This window comes from Micromonospora sp. WMMD723, from assembly GCF_049863385.1.
GTDB lineage: Bacteria > Actinomycetota > Actinomycetes > Mycobacteriales > Micromonosporaceae > Micromonospora > Micromonospora wenchangensis.
The window spans coordinates 6186867-6206278 of the sequence record NZ_JBMKNR010000001.1; the positions used below are offsets into that span (position 1 = coordinate 6186867).

The window sequence follows — 19412 nt, forward strand, 5'->3', positions numbered from 1 at the left end:
AACACAGGGCGACGCCGGACCACAAGGAGACACCGGAGCACAGGGCCCACAGGGCGACGCCGGACCACAAGGAGACACCGGAGCACAAGGACCACAAGGGTTCCAAGGCGTCACCGGAGCACAAGGCCCGCAAGGCGACACCGGAGCACAGGGGGCCACCGGCCCGCAAGGCGACACCGGAGCACAAGGACCACAAGGCTTCCAAGGAACGACCGGGGCACAGGGCCCGCAAGGCGACACCGGAGCACAGGGGGCCACCGGCCCGCAAGGCGACACCGGAGCACAAGGACCACAAGGCTTCCAAGGAACGACCGGGGCACAGGGCCCGCAAGGCGACACCGGAGCACAGGGGGCCACCGGCCCGCAAGGCGGCACCGGCACGCAAGGACCACAGGGCTTCCAAGGAACGACCGGGGCACAGGGAACCCAGGGCGAGCCCGGCCCCCAAGGCGCTACCGGAGCACAGGGCGACACCGGCGCACAGGGCTTCCAAGGCGTGACCGGAGCCCAAGGTACCCAAGGTGACACCGGCGCACAGGGAGCCACCGGGCCACAGGGTGATGTCGGAGCACAGGGCCCGCAGGGATTCCAAGGCACCACCGGCGCTCAGGGTGACGCTGGACCCCAAGGCAACACCGGGGCGCAGGGCCCGCAGGGTTTTCAAGGGGTCACCGGTGCACAGGGCGACGCCGGGCCACAGGGAACCACCGGCTCGCAGGGCGCACAGGGGTTCCAGGGGGTGCCCGGCGCGCAGGGCGACACCGGGGCGCAGGGCCCGCAGGGTGTCGCCGGTGCCGGCTTCTCCAACGTGTACACCCAGGCGAGTACGGCGCTCGGCGGTACCCAGAACCTCAGCTGCGACCCGGGCGACATCGCGTTGAGCGGTGGTTTCTACAACGCCAACGGGGCACCCACCGGGAGCCGTCCGATCCCCGGGACCGACGGTTCCACACCGACGGGTTGGCAGTGGCTCCTGCCGGAGCCCGGCAGCGAGATCTACGTGGTCTGCGCGGATGTCACGCCCTGAGGCCCAGACCGATGACGACGACCGGCAGGAAGAGGAAGAGACAGTGAAGATTCGACAGGTGTTCGGCTCGCTCGCCTGCGGCGCGGTGCTGCTGGCCGGCGTGACCGCGTGCAGCGACGACGGCAAGGAGCCACCGGCGGCGTCCAAGGGGTCCGGTGACGGCGCGCAGACGCCCGCATCGCCGAAGCCGGCGGACCTGCTGCAGCAGGGTATCCAGCAGGGCCAGGCCGGGCAGACCGACAGGGCGAAGGAGACGTTCCAGAAGGTGCTGTCGATCCAGGCCGACAACAAGTTCGCCTGGTTCAACCTCGGCTACCTCGCCCAGTCCCAGGGTGCGACGGCCGAGGCGGTCACCGCCTACGACAGGGTCCTGGAGATCGACGGTAGCTACCGGCCGGCCATGTACAACAAGGCCATCCTGCTGGAGGAGCAGAATCCGGACGAGGCGATCCTGCTGTACCGCAAGATCGTCGAGGCCGACCGGAGCGCCTCCACGGCGTACCTGCGGCTCGGGCTGGTGCTCGACCGGCGTAACGATCCGGCGGGGGCCGGGGTGGCGTTCGCGTCCGCGGTCAGGGCCGATGCGAAGCTCGCCCCGGCGGTGCCCGTGCAGTACCGGTCGCCGAAGCCGGCAAAGCCTGCGAAACCGTCGAAGCCGGCGAGGTGATCGTCGGTGAGCGCACCGCACGTCACGGTCTTCACCGGCAGCAACCACAACCGTTTCCTGGACGAGTGCCTACAGTCCCTGCTGGCGCAGACGTACCCGGACTGGGAGTGGGTGGTCGTGCTCAACCAGGGCGCCCGCTGGCGTCCCGAGGTGAGCGATCCGCGGGTCCGCGTCCTGGTACGCGACAGCCTGGTCGGTGTCGGTGCGGTGAAGCGGCAGGCCTGCGCCGAGGCGTACGGCGAGATCCTCGTCGAGTTCGACCACGACGACCTGCTGGCCAGCGACTGCCTGGCGGAGGTCGTGGCGGCCTTCGAGGCGTACCCGGGAGTGGGTTTCGTCTACAGTGACACCGCACAGATCGGTGAGGACAGCGGCCGGGACGAGTCCCGGTTCGCGGCCGCCCACGGCTGGCGCTACCGGGACGAGCAGGTCGACGGGCGCGACGTGTTGGCGTCCCACGCGCTGGCGCCGACTCCGCACAACGTCAGCTACATCTGGTACGCGCCGAACCACGTCCGGGCGTTCCGTCGGGACGTGTACGAGAAGGTCGGCGGGTACGACGGTTCGCTCGACGTGGCCGACGACCTCGACCTGATGTGCCGGCTGTACCAGGCGGCCGGGTTCCATCACATTCCGAAGTGCCTTTACCTGCAACGGATGCACCCGCGCAACACCCAGCGGGATCCCGAGCTGAACGCCCGCATCCAGCAGCGGTCGATCGAGATCTACGATCGCAACGTCCAGCTCAACGCGTTGGCCTGGGCCAAGCGGCAGGAGTTGCTGGCGGTGGACCTGGGCGCGGCCCACCACAAGCCGGAGGGTTTCCTCGGGCTGGACCGCCGCGAGGCCAGCGGTGTGGACCTGGTCTGTGACGTGACGAAGGGGATCGACCTGCCGGACGACAGCGTCGGCGTGATCCGGGCCGTCGACTTCCTGGAGCACGTACCGGACAAGATCGGGATATTCAACGAGCTGTACCGGGTGCTCGCCCCGAACGGGATGCTGCTCTCGCTGACGCCCAGCACCGACGGTCGGGGTGCCTACCAGGACCCGACGCACGTCGCGTTCTACAACGAGAACTCGTTCTGGTACTTCACCGACAGGCAGTACGCGCGCTTCGTACCGGAGATCCGGTGCCGGTTCCAGGTGTCCCGGCTGGCCACGTACTTCCCCAGCGAGTTCCACCGGACGCACCACATCCCGTACGTGGTGGCCAACCTGATCGCGGTGAAGGACGGGACCCGCAACGGCGGGCTGCTGAAGATGTGACCCGACCGCCGGTCCGGCGGACGGTGGTGTCCGGCACCGGGACACCACCGTCCGTCGCCGGGCGGTCAGCCGAGGCGCTTGGCGGAGCGGATCGCGGTGGCCAGGTTCTCCAGCAGCGGGGCCGCGCCCGCGTACGAGAAGCGGGGCACCGCGTCCCACGGGGTGACCTGGTTGGCCTTGACGGCCGGGAGCTGCGCCCAGGTGGGCTTGGCCGCGAGGTCCTTGGGCTGCAACGCGGTGGAGCGGTTGTCGAGCAGGATCAGGTCGGCCGGGAACTTGTTGGCGTTCTCCCAGCTCAGCGCCTCGAAGTAGTCACCCGCCTCCAGCTTGGTCGGCACCACGATGTCCACGCCCAGCTCGGCGAAGTACATCAGGTCGGTGCTGACCTTCGGGTTGGAGACGTAGAACAGGTCGGGGCTGCCCGAGGAGGCCATCACCCGGATGCCCGGGTTGGCCTTGACCGCCGCCCGCACCTGCTCGGCGGCGGCCTCGAAGCGGGTCTTGGCGTCGGTGACCTTCGCGGCGGACAGGTCCGCGCCGAGCGAGCGGGCCAGTTCGGCGTAGCGTTCGATCGGGCGGGTCATCGGGGTCCGCGCGGTGGTGATCGCCACGCTCGGCGCGAGCTTGAGGATCTTGTCGCGGCTCTCGTCCGGGACGTACCAGAGGGCGTCCGGGTCGTACATGTGGGTGACCAGCAGTTCGGGGCGCAGCGCGGCGTACTTCTCCACGTTGAACTCGCCCCAGACGTTGCCCAGCACGGTGACCTTGTCGACGTCGAGGTCGCCGGCCTGCGGCTCGCGGGACCCGTCGGTGCGGGTGGTCTCGCCGAACACCCCGACGAGCGCGGAGTCGAGTCCGAAGTCGACGAGCGCGGCGGCCACCCCGGTGAAGGCGACCACCCGGGTCGGCGCGCTGGCCGCCTCGACCTTGCGCTGGCGGTCGTCGGTGAAACTCCACGGACCGGCCGGGTCGTTCCCGGCGGGCTCGGCCGGGTCGTCGCCTCCGCCGCAGGCGGCGAGGAGCGCGGTCAGGGCGGCGCCGCCACCGGCGGCGAGCAGTCCCCGGCGGGAGAGGCGGGGGGAGGACGAGGAAGGCAACATACGACGTCTTTCGGTCAGGCCCGGACCGTGACGATCCGCGACAGCAGGGTTAGGCTAACCTAACCTAAGTCACTGTCAAACCGGCGTGCGCCGCTCTTTCGCCCCCCTGGAGCCGACACTGTCCGCCACCCTATCCTCACCCACCGCTGCACCGGGCGTGGCGTCGACCCGTCGGCGCGTCGGCGTCCGGGCCGCCGGGCTCGGCGCGGGCCTGTTGCTGCTCGTCGCCGTGACGGTGCTCAGCATCGCCGTCGGCGCGAAGCAACTCACCCTCGTCGAGGTGTGGCACGGCCTGGTCTCCCCCGGCTCCCCCGAACACGCGGTGGTGCAGCAGATGCGGCTGCCCCGGACCCTGCTCGGGCTGCTCGCCGGCGCGGCCCTCGGCGTGGCCGGCGCACTCATGCAGGCGCTCACCCGCAACCCGCTCGCCGATCCGGGCCTGCTCGGCATCAACGCCGGCGCGTCCGCCGCCGTGGCCACCGCCACCGCCCTGCTCGGCGTCGCCACGGTCCGGGGCTGGATCTGGTTCGCCCTGCTCGGAGCAGTGGTCGTCACGGTGGCGGTGCACGCCGTCGGCGGCGGCCGACAGGCCACCCCGGAACGGCTCGCGTTGGCCGGGGCCGCCCTCAACGCGGTGCTCTACTCGTTCGTCAGCGCGGTGATGCTGCTCGACGCCGCCTCGCTGGACCGGCTGCGGTTCTGGACGGTCGGTTCGCTGGCCACCGCCGACTTCACCACCGTCGCCACGGTGGCCCCGTTCATCCTGGCCGGTTTGCTGGTCGGGCTGGCCGGGGCCCGCCCGCTCAACGCCCTGGCCCTGGGCGACGACGCGGCCCGCGCGCTGGGCGCCAGCCCCGCCCTGATCCGGGCCGGTACGGTCACCGCGGTCACCCTGCTCTGCGGCGCGGCCACCGCCGCCTGCGGCCCGATCGTCTTCGTCGGCCTACTCGTCCCCCACCTGGTGCGCGCGTTGACCGGCCCGGACCTGCGCTGGTTGCTGCCGTACGCGGCGGTGCTCGCCCCGGTGCTGCTGCTCGGTGCCGACGTGCTCGGCCGGGTCCTCGGCCGGCCCGGGGAACTCCAGGTCGGCCTGGTCACCGCCGTGCTCGGCGGTCCGCTGTTCCTGCGTCTGGTGGCCCGTCGGTGAACCGCACCCGACCCGCCGACCCGCCGGCCCGGCCGCTGGCACGGGCGGTCCGCATCGGCACCCGCTCGGTACGCTGGCGCGGCCGCAGCGTGACCGTCGGGCTGGTCGCCGCCGCCCTGGCCGTCGTCCTCGGGGTGCTCGCGATCGGTGGCGGCGACTATCCGATGAGCACCGCCGACGTGCTGCGCACACTGACCGGCGGCGGCAGCGTCGCCGAGAACTTCATCGTCGGCGAACTGCGGCTGCCCCGGCTGGTGACCGCGCTCGGCGTCGGCGCCGCCCTGGCGCTGTCCGGCGCGATCCTCCAGTCACTGGTCCGCAACCCGTTGGGCAGCCCCGACGTGCTCGGCGTCACCCAGGGCGCGTCGACCGGCGCGCTGATCGTGGTGGTGACCGGCGGCGGCACCCTGCTGCTGTCCGGCGCGGCGCTGCTCGGCGGCCTCGCCACCGGCCTGCTGCTGTGGACGGTGGCCGGTCGGCACGGCGTGCACGGCTACCGGCTGGTGCTGGTCGGCATCGGCACCACGGCGATCCTCACCGGTGTCAACGGCTGGCTGCTCACCCGGGCCCCGCTCATGGACGCGGCGCGGGCCGTACTCTGGCTCACCGGCAGCCTCGACGGGCGGGACTGGGCACAGGCCGTTCCGTTGCTCGGCCTGCTGGCGCTGCTGACACCGGTGGTGGCCGGCACCGCCCGCGCACTGAACCTGATCGAACTGGGTGACGACACCGCCACCGCGCTCGGCGTGCCGGTGTCGCTGGTACGGCAACTGCTGCTCGGCGCGGCGGTGCTGCTCGCCGCCGGGGCGGCGGCCGCCGCCGGGCCGGTGTCCTTCGTGGCCCTGGTCGCGCCGCACCTGGCCCGCCGGCTCACCCGGGCACCCGGGCCGAACCTGGCCGCCGCAGCCGCCACCGGGGCGGTGCTGCTGCTCGCCGCCGACCTGGCCGCCCAGCGGACCATCGAGGGCCACCAACTTCCCGTCGGGGTGGTCACCGGCTTGATCGGCGGGGCCTACCTGGTGTGGCTGCTCGCCACGCGCCGACGCGCGGCACGGATCTGAGGAGGACGCGGTGACGAGTCGACTCGGCGGGGTCGGGATGACCCTGGCCTACGAGCGGCGGGTGGTGGCCCGGGACCTGACGGTGGCCGTGCCCGACCGGTCGTTCACGGTGGTGATCGGCCCCAACGCCTGCGGCAAGTCCACCCTGCTGCGGGCCCTGGCGCGGACGCTGCGGCCGACCGCCGGCACCGTGCTGCTCGACGGCCGGGACATCCACACGATGCGGTCCCGGGAGGTGGCCCGCACCCTCGGCCTGCTGCCGCAGTCGTCGGTCGCGCCGGAGGGCATCACCGTGGCCGACCTGGTCGCCCGGGGCCGCTACCCGCACCAGGGGCTGCTGCGGCAGTGGTCGACCGAGGACGAGCGGGTGGTGGCCGAGTCGATGGCCGCCACCGGCGTCACCGAGCTGGCCGCACGGCCCGTCGACGAACTCTCCGGCGGGCAGCGGCAGCGGGTCTGGATCGCGATGGCGCTGGCCCAGCAGACCTCCCTGCTGCTGCTCGACGAGCCCACGACCTACCTGGACGTCGCGCACCAGATCGAGGTGCTCGACCTGTGCGCCCGGCTGCACGAGGAGCAGGGCCGCACCCTGGTCGCGGTGCTGCACGACCTGCACCACGCCGCCCGCTGGGCCACCCACCTGATCGCCATGCGCGACGGCCGGGTGGTGGCCCAGGGCGACCCGCGCGAGGTGGTCACCGCCGCCCTCGTCGAGGAGGTGTTCGGGCTGCCCTGCCGGATCGTCGAGGACCCGGAGACGGGCACCCCGCTGGTCGTGCCCCGGGCCCGGCGCGGACTTCAGTCCGGGCCGGTCAGCGCCGGGTAGTCGGCGGCGGTCAGCGGCCCGGCCGACAGCGAGCCGTCGGCGCGGGGCACCTCCAGCGGCCGGCCGCGCAGCAGGAACGACACCCCGGTGACGTCGGGACGGCTGTCCAGGGTGCAGACGATCTGCCCGTAGGCGAGCACCTCGTCGCTGCGTCCGGACTCCTCCCCCGGCGGTTCCACCTCCACCTGGGCCCGCCCGTCGACCAGCCGGGCGCCGAGCACGTGCACCGCACCGGGCAGGGCGGTGCCGAAACCGACCGCCCGTTCGGCCCGGGTGGGGCCGGCGAGCAGGCGGCGCAGGTGCCCGTCCACCCCGCCGGCCGCGTCGACCTGCCGGACCGTACGCACCAGTTGGCCGCCGCGGACCAGGCAGAACGCCTGCTCGACCTGGCCCGGGGCGCTGCTCGCGGCCGGGGCGGCGGGCGGGCCGAACGGCGGTTGCACCGCCCGGGGCTGCTGGTCGGTCGGCACCCCGCAGCCGGCCAGCAGCAGCACCGCCACCAGGCCGGGCACCAGCCGGCGGATCACGGTCGACTCCCCGGCAGCTCCACCCGGAACCGGGCGCCGCCGCCGGGCCGGTCGGACACGCCGGCCCGTCCACCGTGGGCGGCGGCGTGCTGGGCGACCAGTGCTAGGCCCAGGCCGGTCCCGTCGCCGCCGGCCCGGTCGTGCGCGGCCCGGCCCCGGACGAACCGGTCGAAGACCACCTCCCGGTCTGCCACCGGCACCCCCGGGCCGGCGTCGTCGACCTCGACCACCCCCGTGCCGTCGGAGAGCCACAGCCGCACCGCGACCGGGCCGCCGCCGTAGCGGACCGCGTTGTCCAGCAGGTTGACCAGCAACTGCTCCAGCCGACGGGGGTCGACCGACCAGCGTCCCGGCGCGGGCGGGCCGGCCTCCACCAGGGAACCGGGCAGGCCCCGCCCCCGGCACACGTCCCGGGCCAGCGCCACCACGTCGACCTCCTCCCGCTGCGCCGGCCGGTCGCTGCGGGCCAGCTCGATCAGGTCGTTGACCAACTGCTGGAACCGGGTGATCTCCTCGCTGACCAGGCCGGCGGCGGTGGCCGTCCGGTCGTCCAACCGGTCCCGCCGGCGGGAGAGCACACTCGCCGCCGCCGACAGCGTCTGCAACGGCGAGCGCAACTCGTGGGCGACGTCGGCGGCGAACCGGCGGTCCCGCTCGATGCGGACCGCCACCTGGTCGGCCATCCGGTTGAACGAGGTGGAGAGCCGGGCCAGGTCCGGGTCGGTGCCGGGGGCGAGCCGGGCCGTCACGTCCCCTGCCGCGATCTTCTCGGCGGCGTCGGCCACCGCCGTCAACGGCCGCAGCCCGTGCCGGGTGGCGTACCAGCCGAGCGCCGCGCCGGAGCCGGCCACGGTGACCGCCACCACGGTCAACGCCAACGCCAGCACCTGGAAGGTCTGCTCCAGCTCCCGCAGCGAGGTGATCTCGTAGTAGCCGGTCGAGTCGGCCAGCGGCACCCCGACCAGCAGCGCCGGCTGCCCGTCGACCCGGACCCGCTGCACCGCCGGTTCACCGTCGGCGACCATCGCCATCAGCCCGGCCGGCACCGCACCCGAGGGCCCCTCGTCGGCGGTGCGGGCGTACCAGCGGCCGTCGCGGTGCACCAGGGCCCGGCGGCTGCCCCCGGTGTCCAGGGTGCGCAGCACCTCGTAGACGTCCGGGGTGTCGGTGTCCAGGCCGGCCCGGACCACCGCCGCGTCGAAGTACGCCGCCCGCAGCGCCGTGCGCTCCCGCTCGTCGAGCAGCGACCGGCGCACCAGCTCGTACGAGATCAGCGCCATCAGCGCCGACAGCAGCAGCGCCCCGACCGCGAACGCGGCGGTGACCCGGGCCCGCAGACCGAGCCGCCTCATCGTTGCAGCTTGTAGCCGAGGCCCCGCAGGGTGACCAGGTGCCGGGGGTTCGCCGGATCGGCCTCGATCTTCTGCCGCAGCCGGCCCACGTGTACGTCGACCAGCCGCTCGTCGCCCGTCTCGTAGCCCCACACCCGGCTGAGCAGCTGCTGGCGGGACAGCACCCGGCCGGCGTGCTCGGCCAGCTCGCAGAGCAGCCGGAACTCGGTGCGGGTCACCGGCACCGGCCGCCCCGACCGGCGCACCTCACCGGCCTCCGGGCTGATCTCCAACGCGCCGAAGACCAGCACCGGCACCGTCGCCGACGGTGCGACGGCGGTCCGGCCCCGGCGGCGCAACGCCCGCAACCGGGCCGAGAGTTCCTTGATGGCGACCGGCTTGACCAGGTAGTCGTCCGCGCCCGCCTCCAACGCGGCGACGATGTCGTGGGTGTCGTCGCGGGCGCTGACCACCACGATCGGCACGTCGTCGTCGCGGCGCAACTGCCTGATGCACTCGAAGCCGTCCAGGCCGGGCAGCATCAGGTCGACCAGGACGTAGTCGGCGGTCTCCTGCCGCTGCGCCCGCAGCCCCTCCTCCGCCGTGGCCGCCCCGCGCGCCAGGTAGCCCTCGTCCTCCAGGGCCAGCAGCAGCGCCAGACGGATCCGGTCGTCGTCCTCGATCACCAGTACGCCCGCCATCGGGAAATGGTGCCCGGTAGGCGCCGACGATGACGAACCGGGCACGGCGAACGCGGGATTTGTCACGCAACTGACATACGTCCGCGCAACGGTCGCCAACCTCAGCCCGCAGGCTGGGGCCGGACAGTGAGCGTGGAAGGAGGCCGAGTCGTGGGAGCGTCCCGCCCGGAGTGCACCGTACCGCTGGTGGAGGTGTGCGTCACCGACGACCTGGACCTGGCCGCGCTGGCCCGGTCCCGGCAGGTCTTCGACCGGCTCGTCGCGCTGCGCCCGGCCCACGTGGTGGTGGACCTGTCCGAGTGCCGGCATCTCGACGCCGCCGCGATCGGGCTGCTGCTCGACGTGCACCGTGAACTGGCCCGCCACGGTGGCGTGCTGACCCTGCGGGACCCGAGCGCCCGGGCGTTGCGCGTGCTGAGCGCCGCCCGGGTGTCCCGGGTGCTGCCGATGGTCACCACCCCACGGGCCCTGCGGGTGGACGGCGGGCAGGTCCCGTCCGCCGGCCACCGGCAGCCCGCCCGGGAACTGGTCCGGGAGCACAGCCGGTGAGCGTGCCCGGGATCGTCGCCGCCGTCGTCGTCGGGCTCGTCATCGGCGCGCTGGGACGGCTCGTCGTCGCAGGCCGTACGCAGGTCCCGCTCTGGCTCACCCTCGCCGTCGGCCTGGTCGCCGCACTGCTCGGCACCATCGTCAGCCGGCTGGTGGGCATCGACAGCGACGGTTTCACGCTACGGCAGCTGATCGTGCAGGTCGGCCTGGCCGGGGTCGCCGTGGCGCTGGTCGTCGGCACCGCCGGCGGCCGGACCGAGCCCTGACCCACCGGAACCGGTCGTGGTCCGGCGCGCGGGGTCTCCGGTCGACCACCGCGCGCCGGGCCACGACCACCGGACCGCCACGGCCGTCCTCGAGGAGGAGATCCGATGACCGTCGTACCGGACGAACCGCTGATGACGCTGATCTGTGACAGCTGCGGGGCGGTGGCGAGTGGCCCGGCCTGCGTCCTGCCCGACGCCGAGGTGGTCTGGACGTTCGTCGCCGAGCAGGGCTGGACCGGTTCGCCGTTCGCCACCGGGCCGCACCGCTGCCCCCGCTGCGAACTGGCCCCCGAACCGGCCCCGGCACCCACCCGTGCACCGCGCCACGCCGATCCGCTCGGCGTGCTGGGCGTCGAGCACCTCGACGAGGTCGCGGTCGTCACCGCCGCCGGTGACCTGGACCTCGCCACCGGCGACGTCCTGCACGGCGCGCTGGCGGAGGCCGTCGGGGCCGACCGGCACGTGGTGGTGGACCTGGCCCGGGTGCACCTGATCGACTCCACCGCGCTCGGGGAGCTGGTCCGGGCCCGGCAGGACGCCCGGCAGCGTGACAGGCAACTCAGCCTCGCCGGGCCGTCCCGGTTCGTCCGCACCGTGCTGCACACCATGCGGCTGGACCGGGTGTTCCCGGTCTTCGACACCCGCCGGGCGGCGGTGGACTGGTCCCGGTCCCCCGCGACCGGACGGTCCCGGGAGAGGAGCACGGCATGGTGATGCCGTGGCCGTTGCCCGACGACAGCTGGTTCCGTCCCGAGCCCGACCCGCCCGGCCCGCCCGGGGAGGACGTCCGGCTGGCCGCCGAGGTGGCGTACCGGATCGTCGGCGGGGTCGGCCTGCGGGCCCGGCGGATCACCGTCACCGTGCAGAACCGGGTGGCGATCCTCGGCGGGATCGCCCCCGACGTCGACGCCCGGCAGCTCGCCGGTCAGGTCGCCTGGCAGGTGCCCGGCGTGGTCGACGTGTGCAACGCGGTGCGGTTGGCCGCCAAACGCTGACCGTCAGACGTCACCGGAGGGTCGGCGCGGGACCTCAGCGCGGCGCGGCGACGTGGGCGGGTGGCTGCGGGCCGAACGCGGCGAGGAAGCGGTCGCGGAACGTGTCCATCGGCCACACCGGGGCGTCCGGTCCGGGACGCAGCCCCTCGTGCCAGCCCCAGCCGGACACCCGGGCCAGCACCGCCGGATCCCGGGCGAGCACCGTGATCGGCACGTCCCGGCTCGCGTTCGGGCCGGTGACCAGCGGGGACGGCTGGTGGTCACCGAGGAAGACCAGCACGGTGTCGTCGTCGCCGTACGTCTCGACGTAGGAGATCAGGCTGTTCAGCGAGTACTCGATGGCCCGCCGGTAGCCGGTGCGCACCTCGGTGGTGCTGCGCCCCACCACGTCCTTCGGGTTGAACGCCACCGACGTCGGCCGACGGTAGATCGAGCCGTCGCCGACGTGCTCCCAGTCGAGCATCCGGGGGATCGCCCCCCACGGGGAGTGGCTGGAGATCAGCGGGATCTGCGCCATGATCGGGGCGTGGCCGGGGGTCCGCTCCCGGCGCTGGAAGGTCGCCAGGGTGTACTGGTCGGGCATCGGGGCGTAGCTGAACTGCGGGCCCCGGTAGTCCAGCCCCGCCGCGTCGTGGTAGCGGTCGTAGCCGAAGAACGCCCCCTCCGGCCAGGGTGAGGTGGCCGCCGGCATCACTCCGACGGTCTGCCAGCCGGCCCGCCGGAACGCCTTGTTGAGGGTCAGCCGGTCGCTGGCCAGCAGGCTGTCGTGCCGCTGCTGGTTGTCGATCCACAGCCCGGACAGCAGCGTGTCGTGGGCCAGCCAGCTCCCCCCGCCGAAGGTGGGCGAGGTGAGGAAGCCACTACGGGCGGTGAACCCGGCTTTGGCCAGCCGCTTCGTGCCCCCGTCGAGCACCGCGCCGACCCCACCGGCGAACTCCGGGTCCTCGACGGCGTCCCGGCCGTAGCTCTCCACGAAGGCCAGCACCACGTCCTTGCCGCGCAGCGCGGTGAGCAGCTGGTCGCCCGGGGTGTCCCGGTAGGCGTCCCGGGCCACCTGGTCGGCGAACTCCCGGCGGTCCCGCAGGCCCGCGCCGGCCTGGCCGACGTGCTGCCCGACCAGGGTCGCCGTGCCGGAGTCGGCGACCGGCACCCCGAGCGTCGCGGCGGCCACCCAGGCGGCGGTCAGGCCGGCGACCACCCGTACGGCGGCCCGACGGTGCCCGGTCGTCAGCCGGGTCAGCCGCAGCACCGACCGGGTGGTGAGCACCAGCAGGGCGAGCACCAGGGCGATCAGGGCGACGGCGGCGGCGACCGCGCCGCCGGAGCCCACCGAGTCGGTGACGAAGGCGTAGCCGTCGTCCAGCAGCACCCAGTCGAGGACCAGGTCGAACGGGCGGGCGAAGCTGGCCGACATGCCCAGGTCGAGCACCTTGACGACGGCCACCAGCCCCAGCGCCACCCCGACCGTCACCGCGACCGGTCGCCGGGCCCGGTCGGGCAGCGCCAGCAGCAGGGCGGCGGCGACCAGCGCCTCGACCGGCACCCGCAGGAACGCCATCGGGGTGAGCTGGTCGAACCGGCCCGGCGCGGTCAGCACCGCCACGACCAGCAGCCCGGCCAGCACGGTGGTCACCCGCCCGGCGACCGTACGCCAGCGTCCCCGGTCCGTCCCGTCCGTCGGCGACGGATCGGCGTCGGCGTCCGGCCCGGCCGCCCCGGAAGGCCCGCCGGGCCCGGAAGGCCCGCCGGGCCCGGAAGGCGCGGCGGCACCGCAGGGCCCGTCGGCTCCGGCGGGCTCGGCTGGCCCGACCTCCTCCGCTGCCGTGCTCGGGCGACGCAGGCGTGACAACAACGACACTCCGGATGGTCCTTCCTGGGGAGGGCCCCGGCGCACGGCCGGGTCGGTGGGCCGGTTCAGACCGGCTGGTGGGCGACGAACTGCCGGTCGGTGACCGGGTCGGCCCGGTGCCGCACCGACGGTACGGACGGCAGCGCCACGACCGACGGCACCAGCGCGACCGGGACCGACGTGACGGCCGTCGGGGCGACCACCCGGGTGGGCCGGGTCGACCGGTGCCACCACAGCCAGCCGACGTCGTGGCCGAACGACTCGACCAGCAGCGCCAACGCCACCGCGGCCAGCACGGCGGTCACCGGCCGGGCCAGCACGTCGGCGGCGACGACGAGCAGCAGCACCCCCTGCGTGGCGGCGACCACCTTGCGCCAGAAGCGCGGCGGCAGGGTCCCCCGCATCCAGGGCAGCAGCCAGCCGGCGGCGACGAAGGCGTACCGCAGGCCACCGATGGCGAGCACCCACGGTCCCACCACCGGCGTCACCTGGACGCTGAGCACCAGGATGAGGAACGCGTCGACCTCCATGTCGAAGCGTGCGCCGAGCGCGCTGGCCGTGCCGGTGCGTCGGGCCACCCAGCCGTCCACCGCGTCCAGGGCCAGCGCCACCGCCGTCATCGGCACCAGCACCGAAAGCGGGGTCGGGCCGGAGAAACCGGTGACGACCAGGGCGGTCACCCCGCCGACCAGCACCCCCCGGGTGAGCGTCACCCGGTCGGCCGGCCCGAGCCGGTCGACGCCCCGGCGGCGCAGGCCGCGCTGCAACGCGACGCAGGTGACCACGCCGTACCCGAGGCCGGCCAGCCAGCCGGCGACGTCGAGCCCGACGGTCGCGGCCAGCCCGGCCAGCAGGACGGTCTGTGCGGTCAGGCCGAGCACCGGACCGGTTCGAACCCTGGACACCCTGCCTCCGTGTTTATGATCGACGACCTCGGCAGTGGGTACGCAGGACGCGGCCGTTTCGTTCGGTTCCGCCGGCAGAAGAGGAGAAAATCCGCGTGATCCACGATGCCCGGGCCTTCTGGCTCCGCTCCCCCGGCGTCGGTGAGCTGCGGCCGGTGACCCTGCCCACGCCCGGCCCCGACGAGGTGCTGGTCCGCAGCCGCTACTCCGGGGTGAGCCGCGGCACCGAGACGCTGGTGTTCACCGGCAGTGTGCCACCGAGCCAGTACACGGCGATGCGCGCCCCGTTCCAGGAGGGCGACTTCCCCGCCCCGGTCAAGTACGGCTACCTCAGCGTCGGGGTGGTCGAGGCCGGGCCGGCGGCGCTGCGCGGACGGACGGTGTTCTGTCTGCACCCGCACCAGAGCGCGTACGTGGTGCCGGCGTCGGCGGTGACCCCGGTGCCGGACGACGTGCCGGCGGCCCGCGCGGTGCTCGCCGGCACGGTGGAGACGGCGGTCAACGCGCTGTGGGACGCCGCGCCGCTGGTCGGCGACCGGGTCAGCGTGGTCGGCGGCGGGATGGTGGGGTGCAGCGTGGCGGCCCTGCTGGCCCGCTTCCCCGGGGTACGGGTGGAGCTGGTCGACGCCGATCCGGCGCGGGCGGCGGTCGCCGCGGCGCTGGGCGTCGACTTCGCCGTGCCCGAGGCGGCGACCGGGGGCCGGGACCTGGTGGTGCACGCCAGCGCCACGGCCGCCGGGTTGCAGCGCAGCCTGGACCTGCTCGCCCCGGAGGGCACCGTGGTCGAGTTGAGCTGGTACGGCGACCGGCCGGTGGAGCTGTCGCTGGGCGGGGCGTTCCACGCCGGCCGGTTGACGATCCGCAGCAGCCAGGTCGGCACGGTCTCCCCGGCGCGGGCGTCCCGGCGGAACTTCGCCGACCGGCTGACGCTCGCCCTGGAACTGCTCGCCGACCCGGTGTTCGACGCGCTGCTGACCGGGCGGTCCCGCTTCGCGGAGCTACCCGCCGTGCTCGCCCGGCTGGCCTCGGGGAACCTCCCCGCGCTGTGCCATCTGATCACCTACGACGAGGAGACGCCGTGTTCAGCGTGACCGTACGGGACCACATCATGATCGCCCACAGCTTCCGGGGGGAGGTGTTCGGGCCGGCGCAGAAGCTGCACGGGGCGACCTTCGTCGTCGACGCCACCTTCCGCCGCACCGAACTCGACGAGGACGGCATCGTGGTGGACATCGGCCGGGCGACCGACGAGCTGAAGGCGGTGCTGGCCGACCTGACGTACCGCAACCTCGACGACGAGCCGGCGTTCGCCGGGCAGAACACCACCACCGAGGTGCTGTGCCGGACCATCGCCGACCGGCTCGCCGACCGGGTGCACGCCGGTGGGCTGGGCGCGGGCGCCCGGGAACTGGCCGGGATCACGGTCACCCTGCACGAGTCGCACATCGCCTGGGCCAGCTACGAGCGGTCGTTGTAGCCCGTGCGGGCGGTGCACGTCGTCCTGCCCGGCGACATCGACGACCCGGCCACCCCCAGCGGCGGCAACGCGTACGACAGGCGGGTCTGCGCCGGGCTCGGGGCGGCCGGCTGGACGGTGCACGAGCACGGCGTACCCGGGGACTGGCCGCGCCCCGACGAGGCGGCGCGGACGCGGCTGGCCGGGCTGCTCGCGGCCCTGCCGGACGGGGTGCCGGTGCTCTACGACGGGCTGGTCGCCTCGACCGTGCCGGAGCTGCTGGCGGCGCAGGCCGGCCGGCTGCGCCAGGTGGTGCTGGTGCACATGCCGCTCGGCGACGACGCCGAGGCGCGTGCCCTGCCGCTGGCCGACGCGCTCGTCACCACCAGCGGCTGGACTCGGGAACTGCTGCTGGCCCGGCACCCGATCGACCCGGCCCGGGTGACGGTGGCCACCCCGGGGGTCGACCCGGCCGACGTCGCCCCCGGCACGGCCGCCGGCACCGCACTGCTGTGCGTCGCGGCGGTCACCCCGGTCAAGGGGTACGACGTGCTGGTCGACGCGTTGACCGGGCTGGTCGACAGGCCGTGGACGCTGGACTGCGTGGGCGCGCTGGACCGTGACCCAGCCTTCGTGGCCGGGCTGCGGGGGCGGGTCGAGCGGGACGGGCTGGCCGGGCGGGTGCGCTGGCACGGACCGGTGACCGGGCCGGCGCTGGACGCGGCGTACGCGGGAGCGGATCTGCTGGTCCTGCCGTCGCGGGCCGAGACCTACGGGATGGTGGTGGTCGAGGCCCTGGCCCGGGGGATCCCGGTGCTGGGCAGCACGGTCGGCGGGGTGCCGCAGGCGCTGGGCCGGGCCGGCGACGGTGCCGCGCCCGGGGTGCTGGTGCCGCCGGACGACCCGGTGGCGCTGGCCGGCGCCCTGCGCCGCTGGCTGCACTCGGCCGACCTGCGGGACCGGCTGCGCCACGCGGCCCGGGGCCGGCGGGCCGACCTGCCCGGCTGGCCGGCCACCGTGACGATCATCTCCCAGGTGCTGGACGGAGTGAGGACATGACCGCGTACGCCACCGAACCGTTCGCCGACTGGCTGCGGCTGCGGGAACCCGCCGACGCCGACGCCCGCAGCGGGGAGCTGGTCGACCTGCTCCGCGCCCGGCTCACCGGCACCGGACCGGCCGCCGGCCCCGGCGGCCCCGGCCTGCCGGCGGCCACCCCCGGTGGGCCCGGCCTGCTCGTGACCGGGTCCTCGTCGGTCACGTCGCTGCGCGGGGACCGGCCGTGGGTGGTGCACGACCTGGGCAGCGGCACCGGGTCGATGCTGCGCTGGCTGGCCCCGCTGCTGCCCGGCCCGCAGCGCTGGGTGCTGCACGACCGGGACCAGGGGCTGCTCGACCGGGCCGGCGCGGCGGTGCCGGTGGCCGGCGACGGCACCCCGGTCGAGGTGACCACCCGGCAGGGCGACATCACCCGGCTGACCCCCGCCGACCTGGCCGACGCGGACCTGGTCACCGCGTCGGCGCTGCTGGACATGCTCACCGCCGACGAGATCGCCCGGATCGTGGCCGCCTGCGCGGGCGTCGGCTGCCCCAGCCTGTTCGTGCTCTCGGTGGTCGGTCGGGTCCGGTTCGACCCCGCCGACCCGCTGGACGCCGAGGTCGCCGCCGCCTTCGACGCCCACCAGCGGCGTACGGTCGACGGCCGGGTGCTGCTCGGCCCGGACGCCGCCGGGGTGACCGTCGCCGAGTTCGCCAGGCACGGCATGCCGGTGACCGTGCGGTCGACCCCGTGGCGGCTGGGGCCGCAGCAGGCGGAGCTGATCGTGGAGTGGTTCGACGGCTGGCTGGAGGCGGCCGTGGCCCAGCGTCCCGACCTGGCCGACCGGACGGCCGGGTACGCCCGGTGGCGGCGGGCCGAGGCGGCGGCAGGTCGGCTCACCGTCACCGTCGGCCACGACGACCTGCTCGCCGGGGTGGAATGAACCGGTTCGCCGGCCGGTACGTGAGAAGGGACAGGATCTCCGGAGGAGGAACCGCGTGTCATCCGACGCCACCGGCACGTCACCCGCCCACGCCCGTACCGCCTGGGCCTGGCTGAGCAACCTGGGCGGGGTGGCCCTGGTCGGCGTGCTGCTGTGGTGGCTGGGCACCGGTCCGGCCCTGGCCGGGCTGCGCCGGATCGACGCCCCGGCGGTGCTGGGCGCACTGGCCCTGGGCGCGCTGGCCACGGTCGGCTGCGCGTGGCGGTGGCGGCTGGTCGCCGAGGCGCTCGGCATCCGGCTGCCGCTGGGCACGGCGGTGGCCGACTGCTACCGGGCGGTGTTCCTCAACGCGACACTGCCCGGCGGGGTGCTCGGCGACGTGCACCGGGCGGTACGGCACGGCCGGGAGGCCGGTGACCTGGGCCGGGCCGTGCGCGCGGTGGTCTGGGAACGGACCGCCGGGCAGCTCGTCCAGGTGGTGCTGGCGGTGGCGCTGCTGCTGGCGCTGCCGTCGCCGGTGCGGCCGTACCTGCCGACGGTGACGGCGGTGGCGGCGGCGGTGGGCCTGGTGCTGGTGGTGCTGGTGCGGGCGCTGCCCCGGTCGGGCCCGTCGCGGCGGGCCCGCGCGCTGCGCGCCGCCGTCGCCGACGTACGGGCCGGGCTGCTGGGCCGGCGGACCGGGCCGGGGGTGCTGCTGACCTCGACGGTGGTGGTCGGCTGCCACCTGGCGACGTTCGTGCTCGCGGCCCGGGTGGCCGGGGTCACCGCGCCGCTGGCGGTGCTGGTGCCGCTGACGCTGCTGGCATTGTTGGCGATGGGCCTGCCCGCAAACATGGCGGGTTTCGGCCCGCGCGAGGGCGTCGCCGCCTGGGCGTTCGGGGCCGCCGGCCTGGGCGCCGCCGAGGGGGTGGCGACCGCCCTGGTGTACGGAGCACTGGTGCTGGTGGCGGCCCTGCCGGGCGCCGCCGTGCTGGTGCTGCGGGGTCGCCCGTCCGCGCTGCGCGGACGACCGGGTGACCGTACGGTGGGAGGCCAGGGTGGTTCCTCACCGGTACCCGCTGCCGGGCTGGCCGGCAGCGCCTGACAGAGGAGACACATGTACGACGCACTGCCGGCCGCGACGGTCCGGACACAGGTCACGGTCCCGCTGCGGTTCCCCGACGGGTACGCCACCACGGCGCGGGTCTTCTCCTTCGACGGGCTGGTGGACGGGCGGGAGCACCTGGCGTTCGGGCTGGGCGACTGGGCGGGCGCGCTGCGCCGGCACGCGGCGGGCGGGGCGGCGCCGCTGGTCCGCCCGCACAGCGAGTGCCTCACCGGGGACGTCTTCGGCAGCCAGCGCTGCGACTGCGGCCCGCAGCTGCGCGAGGCGGTGCAGCGGATCTCCGACGCCGGGGGTTTCCTGCTCTACCTGCGCCAGGAGGGGCGCGGCATCGGCCTCTACCCGAAGCTGGACGCGTACGCCCTGCAGGACGCCGGGTTGGACACCTACGAGGCGAACGTGGCGCTCGGGCACGACGAGGACGAACGGGACTACCGGGCCGCCGCGCAGATGCTGGCGGTGCTCGGGGTGCCGGAGCTGGTGCTGCTGAGCAGCAACCCGGACAAGGCCGAGCAGTTGACCCGGCTCGGGGTGGCGGTCGCCGAGGTGGTGCCGACCGGGGTGTTCCTCTCCCCCGCCAACGCCGACTACCTGGCGGCGAAGGCCAGCCGGGCCGCCGCCCGGGCCGTCGACCTGCCGTCGTTGAACTGAG

The 19412-nt window shown here is 74.6% G+C and carries 21 protein-coding genes and 1 pseudogene; 16 read left to right on the forward strand and 6 right to left on the reverse strand.

Features of this window, described 5'->3' with window-relative positions; genetic code table 11:
* Positions 1-739 precede the first annotated feature (739 nt).
* The 3 genes from ACN261_RS26955 to ACN261_RS26965 are packed head-to-tail and all read left to right on the forward strand — an operon-like array spanning position 740 to position 2963.
* Positions 740-1027, forward strand: a complete 288-nt coding sequence (locus tag ACN261_RS26955) for a hypothetical protein (protein WP_421482458.1) — start codon at positions 740-742, stop codon at positions 1025-1027.
* A gap of 43 nt (positions 1028-1070) precedes the next feature.
* On the forward strand, positions 1071-1694 hold the full coding sequence (locus ACN261_RS26960) for a tetratricopeptide repeat protein (protein WP_421482459.1): 624 nt from the start codon (positions 1071-1073) through the stop codon (positions 1692-1694).
* A 6-nt stretch (positions 1695-1700) separates the two neighbouring features.
* Positions 1701-2963, forward strand: coding sequence for a glycosyltransferase (locus ACN261_RS26965; protein WP_425852803.1), 1263 nt, complete (start codon positions 1701-1703; stop codon positions 2961-2963).
* A gap of 65 nt (positions 2964-3028) precedes the next feature.
* Here the strand turns inward: ACN261_RS26965 and ACN261_RS26970 are convergent, their stop codons facing one another.
* Entirely contained in the window at positions 3029-4063 is a 1035-nt protein-coding gene (locus ACN261_RS26970) for an ABC transporter substrate-binding protein (RefSeq protein ID WP_425852805.1), read from the reverse strand.
* 157 nt (positions 4064-4220) lie between these two features.
* Here ACN261_RS26970 and ACN261_RS26975 point away from each other — a divergent pair, with 157 nt between their 5' ends.
* From ACN261_RS26975 to ACN261_RS26985, 3 genes are read left to right on the forward strand one after another with little or no spacing between them, the layout of a single operon-like run.
* A complete protein-coding gene (locus ACN261_RS26975; RefSeq protein WP_421482462.1) occupies positions 4221-5210 on the forward strand; it encodes a FecCD family ABC transporter permease in 990 nt (329 codons plus the stop codon).
* Positions 5211-5245: 35 nt separating this feature from the next.
* Positions 5246-6271 carry a FecCD family ABC transporter permease gene (locus ACN261_RS26980; RefSeq protein WP_425853659.1) on the forward strand — a complete coding sequence of 342 codons (1026 nt, stop codon included), beginning with the start codon at positions 5246-5248 and terminating at the stop codon, positions 6269-6271.
* Positions 6272-6308: 37 nt separating this feature from the next.
* Positions 6309-7097 carry an ABC transporter ATP-binding protein gene (locus ACN261_RS26985; protein ID WP_425853660.1) on the forward strand — a complete coding sequence of 263 codons (789 nt, stop codon included), beginning with the start codon at positions 6309-6311 and terminating at the stop codon, positions 7095-7097.
* Here ACN261_RS26985 and ACN261_RS26990 read toward each other — a convergent pair.
* Genes ACN261_RS26990 through ACN261_RS27000 form a run of 3 tightly spaced genes read right to left on the reverse strand, consistent with a single transcriptional unit; the run spans position 7070 to position 9656 of the window.
* A complete protein-coding gene (locus tag ACN261_RS26990) occupies positions 7070-7624 on the reverse strand; it encodes a GerMN domain-containing protein (RefSeq protein WP_421482463.1) in 555 nt (184 codons plus the stop codon). The two genes, ACN261_RS26985 and ACN261_RS26990, sit on opposite strands and share 28 nt — an antisense overlap.
* Positions 7621-8976, reverse strand: a complete 1356-nt coding sequence (locus ACN261_RS26995; RefSeq protein ID WP_421482464.1) for a sensor histidine kinase — start codon at positions 8974-8976, stop codon at positions 7621-7623. Before ACN261_RS26995 ends, ACN261_RS26990 begins: the two co-directional genes overlap by 4 nt.
* Positions 8973-9656 carry a response regulator transcription factor gene (locus ACN261_RS27000; RefSeq protein WP_421482465.1) on the reverse strand — a complete coding sequence of 228 codons (684 nt, stop codon included), beginning with the start codon at positions 9654-9656 and terminating at the stop codon, positions 8973-8975. The genes ACN261_RS26995 and ACN261_RS27000 overlap by 4 nt, the downstream gene beginning before the upstream one ends.
* A 150-nt stretch (positions 9657-9806) precedes the next feature.
* Between ACN261_RS27000 and ACN261_RS27005 the strand changes: the two genes are divergently transcribed.
* The 4 genes from ACN261_RS27005 to ACN261_RS27020 all read left to right on the forward strand — a co-directional run bounded on the left by ACN261_RS27005 (position 9807) and on the right by ACN261_RS27020 (position 11466).
* Positions 9807-10205, forward strand: coding sequence for an STAS domain-containing protein (locus tag ACN261_RS27005; RefSeq protein ID WP_421482466.1), 399 nt, complete (start codon positions 9807-9809; stop codon positions 10203-10205).
* The gene (locus ACN261_RS27010) at positions 10202-10471 is read left to right on the forward strand and encodes a GlsB/YeaQ/YmgE family stress response membrane protein (RefSeq protein WP_204923022.1); all 270 of its coding nucleotides are present in this window, start codon (positions 10202-10204) and stop codon (positions 10469-10471) included. Before ACN261_RS27005 ends, ACN261_RS27010 begins: the two co-directional genes overlap by 4 nt.
* Positions 10472-10576: 105 nt before the next feature.
* Complete coding sequence (locus ACN261_RS27015) at positions 10577-11185, forward strand: STAS domain-containing protein (RefSeq protein ID WP_425852810.1); 609 nt, start codon at positions 10577-10579, stop codon at positions 11183-11185.
* Positions 11179-11466 carry a BON domain-containing protein gene (locus ACN261_RS27020; protein ID WP_204923024.1) on the forward strand — a complete coding sequence of 96 codons (288 nt, stop codon included), beginning with the start codon at positions 11179-11181 and terminating at the stop codon, positions 11464-11466. Before ACN261_RS27015 ends, ACN261_RS27020 begins: the two co-directional genes overlap by 7 nt.
* A gap of 34 nt (positions 11467-11500) precedes the next feature.
* Here the strand turns inward: ACN261_RS27020 and ACN261_RS27025 are convergent.
* A pseudogene (locus ACN261_RS27025) lies at positions 11501-13153 on the reverse strand (sulfatase-like hydrolase/transferase); the annotation flags it as partial.
* 227 nt (positions 13154-13380) lie between these two features.
* Positions 13381-14220: a CDP-alcohol phosphatidyltransferase family protein gene (locus tag ACN261_RS27030; protein WP_425852812.1), complete on the reverse strand. Its 840-nt coding sequence runs from the start codon at positions 14218-14220 to the stop codon at positions 13381-13383.
* A gap of 95 nt (positions 14221-14315) precedes the next feature.
* Here ACN261_RS27030 and ACN261_RS27035 point away from each other — a divergent pair, with 95 nt between their 5' ends.
* Genes ACN261_RS27035 through ACN261_RS27060 form a run of 6 tightly spaced genes read left to right on the forward strand, consistent with a single transcriptional unit; the run spans position 14316 to position 19411 of the window.
* Positions 14316-15311, forward strand: coding sequence for a zinc-dependent alcohol dehydrogenase (locus ACN261_RS27035; RefSeq protein WP_421482470.1), 996 nt, complete (start codon positions 14316-14318; stop codon positions 15309-15311).
* Entirely contained in the window at positions 15299-15697 is a 399-nt protein-coding gene (locus ACN261_RS27040) for a 6-pyruvoyl trahydropterin synthase family protein (protein WP_421482471.1), read from the forward strand. Before ACN261_RS27035 ends, ACN261_RS27040 begins: the two co-directional genes overlap by 13 nt.
* Before the next feature lie 3 nt (positions 15698-15700).
* On the forward strand, positions 15701-16735 hold the full coding sequence (locus ACN261_RS27045; protein ID WP_425852814.1) for a glycosyltransferase family 4 protein: 1035 nt from the start codon (positions 15701-15703) through the stop codon (positions 16733-16735).
* Complete coding sequence (locus tag ACN261_RS27050) at positions 16732-17658, forward strand: class I SAM-dependent methyltransferase (RefSeq protein WP_425852816.1); 927 nt, start codon at positions 16732-16734, stop codon at positions 17656-17658. Before ACN261_RS27045 ends, ACN261_RS27050 begins: the two co-directional genes overlap by 4 nt.
* A gap of 55 nt (positions 17659-17713) precedes the next feature.
* Positions 17714-18742: a lysylphosphatidylglycerol synthase domain-containing protein gene (locus ACN261_RS27055; protein ID WP_421482474.1), complete on the forward strand. Its 1029-nt coding sequence runs from the start codon at positions 17714-17716 to the stop codon at positions 18740-18742.
* Between the two features lie 12 nt (positions 18743-18754).
* Positions 18755-19411: a GTP cyclohydrolase II gene (locus ACN261_RS27060; protein WP_363653448.1), complete on the forward strand. Its 657-nt coding sequence runs from the start codon at positions 18755-18757 to the stop codon at positions 19409-19411.
* The last annotated feature ends 1 nt before the right edge of the window (position 19412 follow it).